Source organism: Accumulibacter sp., from assembly GCF_023806625.1.
GTDB lineage: Bacteria > Pseudomonadota > Gammaproteobacteria > Burkholderiales > Rhodocyclaceae > Accumulibacter.
The window spans coordinates 51,265-59,061 of sequence record NZ_JAMTDX010000110.1; the positions used below are offsets into that span (position 1 = coordinate 51,265).

Genomic DNA, 7,797 nt, shown 5'->3' on the forward strand with positions numbered 1-7,797 from the left:
GGTCAGCGGCACCAGCTGCCGCCGGCGATGCTCAACGAGTCTTCTGCGACGCCTCGTACAGAGGCTGGACACGCTGCCCATAGGCGCGCAGATCGGCGATCCGCGACTCGTGCGACGGATGCGTTGACAGCCACTGCGGCGGCTGCCCCTTGGCGGCCTGACTCATCTTCGCCCACAGGCTGATCGCCGCATCGGGATCGTAGCCGGCACGCGCGGCCAGTTCGATGCCGACGCGGTCTGCCTCCTGCTCCATCTCCCGGGAGTTCGGACGCATGAACGCCAGATCGCCGACCGTCCCGATCACCGTCCTGCCGAGCCCCGAATCGACGCCGAAATACGCGCCGAGCAGAGCCCCGCCGATCGCCGCCACGGCGCCCACGCCGGCCGCCTGGCCAGCCTTCTCCCGGCCATGCTCGCGCAGCGCGTGGGCAATCTCGTGCGCCATCACCGCGGCAAGTTCGTCGTCGGTCAGGCGCAGCTGGTCGAGCAGTCCCGAATAGACCATGATCTTGCCTCCGGGCATGCACCAGGCGTTGAGTTCCTTCGAGGTCAGGACGTTGACCTCCCAGTTCCAGCCCGGTGCGTCGCTGCGAAAGACCACCGTCACCGGGATCAGCCGCCGGGCGACCTGCCTGACCCGGGCAACCTCGTCGGCGTCGCGATTCAGCAAACCCCGGCGCTGTGCGTCGCGCAGCGTCTGCTGGTACGCCTTCGCTGCCGAGCGATTGACCTCGGCCGACGAGACCAGCATCGTCTGCTCGCGATCGACACCGACCGCGCCACTGCTCGTCGTGCGCGTCGTCGCGCAACCGATGACCAGCAGCGCCGCGACGAACAGCGGCCACAGCCTGACAATGCCTGACTGACGATCATTTCCCATCGACGAACCCCTGCCGCCATACCCGCTCAGCAACGCGCGAGGACGGAGTTCCGCTGACCGGGTCGAGCGGCGCATCGTCGATGCGCAGCGCGACGAGACAGAGTCCGGCCAGAGCAAACACCGAACTCAGCGTGAAGCTGGCCTCCGCCCCCCAGTTTCCCCAGGTCCAGCCGCTCAGCAACCCGCCGGCGAGCCCGCCGGCGCCGAAGGAGACCGCCGAATACAGCGCCTGGCCACGCGCCTGGCAGCGTCCCGGAAACCAGCGGTTGACCGCGGCGATCGCCGCCGCGTGGTAGGCGCCGAAAGTCAGCCCGTGCAGGAGTTGCGCGAAGATCAGCAGTCCGGGGTTCCCGACCCCCCAGCCAATGATCAGGAAGCGCAACACTGCTGCGGCAAAGCTCGCCAGCAGCACTCCGCGCAGCGCGAAACGCCGCAATATCCCGCCGATGAACCAGAAGACGACGATCTCGGCGATGACCCCGAGCGACCAGAGCGAGCCGACGACCAGCGTGTCGTAGCCGTGCTCGGCAAGGTGGATCGAGTAGAAGACGTACAGCGCACCATGCGCCGCTGACATCGCAAAGCAGGCGGCAAACAGGGCCCTGACCCGCGGCTGCCCAACGATCGCCCCGATCGGCACCGGCCCGCCTTCCGCAGACCGATGCGCCGGCGCCTGGGGAAGGACCATCGCGCAAGCGAGAAGGCCGAGCAGCGTGCCGGCGATCGCCCACAACAGCCCGACCAGCGGCACTGCGTCGAGCAGCAGCCCGGTGCCCATCACCGCGACGATGAAACCGATCGAACCCCAGAGCCGGATCCGACTGTAACGCGCCGGATCTTCGCGCAGATGATCGAAGGTCAGCGTCTCGACGAGCGGCAGCGCCGCGCTCCAGAAGAAGGCCAGCAGGGCCATCCCCGCGAGCATCGCGGCGAAGCCACGGGCGGCAAAAAAACCGAGGAAGGCGAGCAGCCCCAGCACGGCGGCAATGCGCACCACGCTGACCCGACTCGCCGTCCGGTCAGCGAATGCCCCCCACGCGTAAGGTGCAAAAAGGCGCATCAACTGCATCTGCGACATCAGGAAACCGATGTCCCAGGCGGAGAAGGACAGCGACTGCAGGTAGAGGCCGAAATAGGGCGAGAACGCCCCGATGAACGCGAAGTAGAAGAAGTAGTAACCCGACAGGCGCCAATAGGGCAGCGCATGCATCCGGAATGCTGGCGGATGCACCGGGCCGAAGCGCGGCGAGGGGCGGGCTCAGCCGCCGTTCTTCGAAGCGAGCAGCATTCGGTACATCTGGTCCTTCAGCCAGACGCGCTGCTTCTTCATGTTCTCGATGGTGAAGTCGTGAACCGGCACATCCTCCTCCTCGAGCCGCTCGACTTCCCGGGTCAGCTGTTCGTACTGGTCAAAGAAATGACCAAACTTCTCGTTCGAGGCTTTCAGCGTGACGATGATGTCCAGGTACTCGGGAAACTCGTGCGGAAGATCGTGGTGCTCGACTTGCATGCTCGTGGCCTCGTGCGGAACCCGGCGCGCCCTCTGCGCGACCAGACGGCGCGATTATAACCATTGCCCGGCTAAGCCGTCACCCGGCAGCCGACGCCGGCAGACGGGGCGTCGCACAATTCACGTCCCCGCACTGGGCACGGTGGCGCAGCGCGAGATCGATCAGCACGAGGGCGAGCATCGCTTCGGCGATCGGCGTCGCGCGAATCCCGACGCAGGGGTCGTGCCGGCCATGCGTCTCGACGATCGTCGCCTCGCCGGCGGCGGTCACCGACCGTCGCGGCAGGCGGATGCTCGAGGTCGGCTTGATCGCCAGACTGACGACGATGTCCTGACCGCTCGAAATGCCACCGAGTACGCCACCCGCCTGATTGCCGAGGAAACCCTGCGGGCTCATCTCGTCGCCGTGTTCGCTGCCTTTCTGGGCGACGCTGGCGAAGCCGGCCCCGATCTCGACGCCCTTGACGGCGTTGATGCTCATCATCGCATAAGCGATCTCGGCGTCCAGCCGGTCGTAAACCGGTTGGCCCCAGCCGGGCGGCACGCCCGTGGCGACGACGGTAATCCTCGCGCCGGCCGAATCTCCCGACTTGCGCAACCGGTCCATGTACGCCTCGAGTTCCGGCACCAGCGACGCGTTCGGCGCAAAGAAGGGATTGCCATCGATCTCGTCGGCGGCAACGAAGGGGATCTCGATCGTCCCGAGCTGGCTCATCCAGCCGCGAATGCGGATGCCATGACGCTCAGCGAGCCACTTGCGGGCGATCGCCCCGGCGGCGACGCGAACGGCGGTCTCTCGGGCCGACGAACGACCGCCGCCGCGGTGGTCGCGAAAGCCGTACTTCTGCGTATAGACGTAGTCCGCGTGCCCCGGGCGGAACGCATCGACGAGATTCCCGTAATCCCGGCTGCGCTGGTCCTGGTTGCGGATCAGCAGGGCGATCGGCGTCCCGGTCGTCCGGCCCTCGAAGACACCGGAGAGGATCTCGACGCGATCGGGCTCGCGCCGCTGGGTGACGTGGCGAGACGTCCCCGGCCGACGACGGTCGAGTTCGACCTGGATGTCGGCCTCGCCGAGGGCCAGGCCCGGCGGGCAACCATCGACCACACAGCCGATCGCCGGGCCATGCGATTCGCCAAAGGACGTCACGGCGAACAGCGTGCCGAAAGTGTTGCCGGACATGTCTGCCTCTCGAGATCTACAATGGCCGGGAAGTCTAACACAGCGCCAGAATGCCTCCCGGAGCCTGCCGAGATGCCGAAAAGACCACCGCCACGCCAGCCAGCGCCCACGACTGGACGGCCGTCGCCGCCGCAGCCGGGGCCGCCGGGCAGTACCTCGCGCGATTCTGCGACGCACTGGCAGCGCACGGTGCGCTACGTCTGGGACAAGGGTGGCAGCAAGGGAGGCCGCTAGACGCCTGCCCCGGCGAGCCGCGACGGTCCGCGGATCCGTCGCCGCATCGCCGATCGCCGCTTCGCGCCTTTTGAAAAAAGAGCCCGTGCGTCGCGCCGCGACGGAATCCAGGCCGGTTCTTGCTTCGCCCGTCCCTTTCGACGGAACGGGAAGCGCCGATTGGCGCGTCGGACGACGTGCACGGAGCACAGAGTTGAGAGACAGGGTCAATGTCACCAGAATGTCCGTCTGCCGGATCCGGCTGCAGCGGCGACGACAGGTCGAGACCTTTCTCCGGAAATTCTCGCAGAGCGGGAGCGGATCGATGAACGACAGGGCGGCTTCGCAAACCGTTGCACACGACACGGCCCTTGCGCAACCATCGCTCGTAGATCCCGCGCTGCTCAAGATCGGCGGCCAAGTCTTCGAGTACCAGTCGATCCCGCCCTCACGAGCCGCCCTCCCGACCCTCGTCCTGCTCCACGAGGCGCTGGGCAGCGTCGCGCTCTGGCGCGATTTCCCCGAGCGCATCGCCCTGGCCACCGGCTGCCAGGTGCTCAGCTGGTCACGCCAGGGTTACGGGCACTCGTCACCGCTCGCCGGACCCCGGACCCCGCGCTACCTGCACGACGAAGCGATCGAGCAGATGCCGGCGGTTCTCGCCGCCCTGCAGATCGACCAGCCGGTCCTGATCGGCCACAGCGACGGTGGCTCGATCGCGCTGATCCACGCTGCCGCGTTCCCCGACCGCGTAGCCGGACTCGTCGTCATCGCACCGCACGAGTTCGTGGAGCACGAGGCCCTCGCCGGAATCCGCCGCGCCGGCGAGGCTTACGCGAGCGGCCGGTTGCGCAACCGGCTGGCCGCCTTCCATCGCGACGCAGACCGCGTGTTCGATGCGTGGCACGACACCTGGCTTTCCGAGAATTTCCGCGACTGGGACATCCGCGACTGCCTGCCGGCGATTCGCTGTCCGATCCTGGCGATCCAGGGCGAAGACGACGAATACGCGACGATGCGCCAGATCGAATGCATCGCCGAATCCTGTGCCGACGTCGAACTGCTCAAGCTTGCCGACTGCCGGCATTCGCCACATCGCGACCAGCCGGAGCGGGTGATTGCGGCCATCGTGCGCTTTGTCGATCGACTGAGTACTCGAGGCGACAAAGCGCCTGAAGCCTGCTGACCGCGCACGGGGCCACTGGTCAGACGTCGGGTCGACCGCGGTCCGGTGTCCAGGCCAAGCCAGGCGGACTCGCGGCGAATCGGTGCGCGCGCTAGTTCTTCGGCAGCGGGAAAACCGCGCTGAACATCAGCCCCGCCGTGCCGAGAAAACCGACCTCGCCATAGACGTACTTGTTGAACTGGTAACCGATGAGCGGAATGAAGCCCGGGGAAAAGCCGTTGTGATTGAACGGAACCTTGTCCTCGTACTTGCCGACATAGCCGTAGAGCAACCCGGCGGTCCACTGCACGTACCAGTTCTCGAAGCCGAAGGGATTGACGTAGCGCTGGCCGCCATAGACATAGACGCTCGGCTGGCCGAAGGAATTGGAGAAGACGACGCCGCCGGCGAGCCAGTTGCCCCCGAGTCCCTTTTCGGCACCAAGCAGGACGACCCACTTGTGCTCGTCCGAAGGATGGTAATGAACCGTGTAGGGGCTGAACCTGACGTCCCAGCCGCCAGCCGCGACGCCGCGATCCGGCTCCCTGAGCACTTCGCTCTCCTCGCCGGCAGAGGCGATTTCAGGCCGTGGGGTACCACCAGTCGGGGCCACGCCCTCGGCCGCGACTCCGGTGGGTTCCTCGGCAACTTTGCCGGGCACTGCCGGCGCAGCGGCAATCGCTGCCGGTTCGGCCTGCGGTTGCGCCGCCGGTACCGGTGCCGCCGCCGGCCGCCCAGCCTGGCGAGCCGTCCCCGTCCCTGCGGGTGTCGCCGCAGGGCGAGCTGGCGAGCCTGCCGCCTGCGCTGTTGCGGCGCCGCCGGTGGCCACCACGCTTCCCCCCTCGCGGTAGCGGGCCAGCTTGGCCTGCATCGCTCGGTTGCCGGGATCGAGCTTGAGGGCCTGATCGTACGACTGGCTGGCCAGCCTGGCGTAAACGTCGCCGAGGTTCTCACGCGCCAACGCGTAATCCGGGTTGGTCCTGATCGCCATGTCGAGCGCCCGGCGCGCCTTCTCGTACTCGCCCTGCCGCGCGTAAAGGACGGCGAGGTTGTTATACGGCTCGGACAACTCCGGAAAGTCTTCGGCGAGCGTCGTGAACACGGCCAGAGCCTCGTCGTCGCGGCCCAGATCGACGAGAATCACGCCTTTGAGAAACGCGCCCTGAGGCTGCCGTGGTTTGGTTGCCAGATAGGCGTCGATCTTGGCCAGCGCGGCTGCGGTCTGCCCTTTCCTGAGCAACCGCTCGGCGTCGGAAACCTCGTCGCCCCTGGCCACGAGCGTGATGCCGCCGAGCAGGAGGCCGACGATGACTATGAAAGAAGGCGCAGGCAGGGACATCGGCGGTTTCTGGCGCTTGTCCCGGCGACTCGTCTCCGGCCGCCGGGTAATCGGAAAGGCTCCGATTCTAGCAAGAAGTCGGCAGGCAAGCCAAAGCGCCTGCCGCCGCAACGCGGCAGTGTGCGCAAGCCTCCACCGCACGACGCTGGCGCTTTCCGAAACACTGGATCTGCGGCGTCTTCTGGCATAATGCTCTGGTGGTCGGTGTCGGCGGGCGCTGGCGCCGTTTGATCTGACGCCTGGATGGGGGTTCGAAGATGTCGTCTCTCGATTTGAATCGTGTCGCTCGCGTGGCTCTGGCCACCGCGGCAGGAAGCCTGCTTGCCGCTTGCTCGAGCATGCAGATGGGTTCGTCCGATGCGAAGACGACGGCAACCGGTTCAGCTGCCGGATCGACGACGGCAAATGCCAATACCCAGCTCGAAAAATGCGCCAGCTCGCTGGGTACCATCGCCATCGTCGAGGATACGAACGCACCCTGGTATGGGGTTCTGACGGGCCAGATGCACCTCGGCTCGACGACGCCGGTCCTCAAGCTGCTCGTCCAGCAGTCGAACTGCTTCGTGGTCGTCGACCGCGGGCGGGCAATGAACAACATGATGCAGGAGCGTGCGCTCGAGCAGACGGGCGAACTGCGCAGGGGTTCGAAGTTCGGCAAGGGCCAGATGGTTTCCGCTGACTATTCGATGAGTCCTTCGATCACCTTCAGCAACACCAACGCCGGTGGCATGGGTGGGGGCCTCGGTGGCTGGGGCGGCGTGCTCGGAGTGCTCGCCGCGAGCGCGAGCTTCAAGGAGGCGAGCACGATGCTGACCCTCGTCGACAATCGCTCGGGTGTCCAACTCGCGGCAGCCGAAGGCAGCGCGCGAAACATGGACTTCGGAGCGATCGGCGGCCTGTTCGGCGGCGCACTCGGCGGCGTCGGCGGCGGCTACGCCAACACCGCCGAAGGCAAGGTCATCGTCGCGGCGTTCACCGACTCGTACAACAACCTCGTGCGCGCGGTTCGCAACTACAAGGCGCAGGAAGTCAAGGGCGGGCTCGGAACCGGCGGACAGCTCGGCGTTCAGGGGGCCTCCGACGCTCAGGGTGGCAAGCCCAAGCGCCCGAAACAGCCTTAACCGCCCGGATCAGCACCGGGCAGCAGCCCGGCTGCTGCTGGCCTTACGACTGCAGCACCGCGAGCGAGCCGTCGACAGGCTCGGGTTGCATCCTTCCGGCAGCCATCGCGCGCGTCGAAACGGCGCGCGGCACGCTACGGATGCCGGACGGGAGCGATTCGCTCGTCGCAGACGCTGTTGCGGCGGCCGCCTATTTCTTGTCTGCCGGTGGCGGAGACGATTCCGTTTCGGACTTCGGCGCGTCGCCGAGAATCGTCTTCAGCGGGCAAATGGAAAAGGCCGGACACTTGACACAGCCGGCGACGATCGCGATCGGGCACAGGGTCATGACGTTTCTTGATTAGCCACAATGTTCAGCAAGCTCACGTGGCGAGCCTGCCGGGGTG

General features: G+C 66.7%; 7 protein-coding genes. 2 read left to right on the forward strand and 5 right to left on the reverse strand.

The window, feature by feature from the left end; genetic code table 11:
- Nucleotides 1-31 precede the first annotated feature (31 nt).
- The 4 genes from NFW05_RS17460 to aroC all read right to left on the reverse strand — a co-directional run bounded on the left by NFW05_RS17460 (nt 32) and on the right by aroC (nt 3,573).
- Nucleotides 32-880: a M48 family metallopeptidase gene (locus tag NFW05_RS17460; RefSeq protein ID WP_295309902.1), complete on the reverse strand. Its 849-nt coding sequence runs from the start codon at nt 878-880 to the stop codon at nt 32-34.
- Nucleotides 870-2,090 carry an MFS transporter gene (locus NFW05_RS17465; protein ID WP_295309904.1) on the reverse strand — a complete coding sequence of 407 codons (1,221 nt, stop codon included), beginning with the start codon at nt 2,088-2,090 and terminating at the stop codon, nt 870-872. The genes NFW05_RS17460 and NFW05_RS17465 overlap by 11 nt, the downstream gene beginning before the upstream one ends.
- Before the next feature lie 48 nt (nt 2,091-2,138).
- The gene (locus NFW05_RS17470) at nt 2,139-2,390 is read right to left on the reverse strand and encodes a DUF465 domain-containing protein (protein WP_295309906.1); all 252 of its coding nucleotides are present in this window, start codon (nt 2,388-2,390) and stop codon (nt 2,139-2,141) included.
- Between the two features lie 79 nt (nt 2,391-2,469).
- Entirely contained in the window at nt 2,470-3,573 is a 1,104-nt protein-coding gene (aroC, locus tag NFW05_RS17475; RefSeq protein ID WP_295309907.1) for a chorismate synthase, read from the reverse strand.
- A gap of 538 nt (nt 3,574-4,111) precedes the next feature.
- Between aroC and NFW05_RS17480 the strand changes: the two genes are divergently transcribed.
- Nucleotides 4,112-4,972, forward strand: coding sequence for an alpha/beta hydrolase (locus NFW05_RS17480; RefSeq protein ID WP_295309909.1), 861 nt, complete (start codon nt 4,112-4,114; stop codon nt 4,970-4,972).
- Between the two features lie 91 nt (nt 4,973-5,063).
- On the opposite strand, the gene NFW05_RS17485 is transcribed toward NFW05_RS17480, so the two are convergent.
- Nucleotides 5,064-6,290: a tetratricopeptide repeat protein gene (locus NFW05_RS17485; RefSeq protein ID WP_295309911.1), complete on the reverse strand. Its 1,227-nt coding sequence runs from the start codon at nt 6,288-6,290 to the stop codon at nt 5,064-5,066.
- A 344-nt stretch (nt 6,291-6,634) separates the two neighbouring features.
- On the opposite strand from NFW05_RS17485, the gene NFW05_RS17490 reads away from it, so the two are divergent.
- The gene (locus tag NFW05_RS17490; protein WP_295309912.1) at nt 6,635-7,411 is read left to right on the forward strand and encodes a CsgG/HfaB family protein; all 777 of its coding nucleotides are present in this window, start codon (nt 6,635-6,637) and stop codon (nt 7,409-7,411) included.
- The last annotated feature ends 386 nt before the right edge of the window (nt 7,412-7,797 follow it).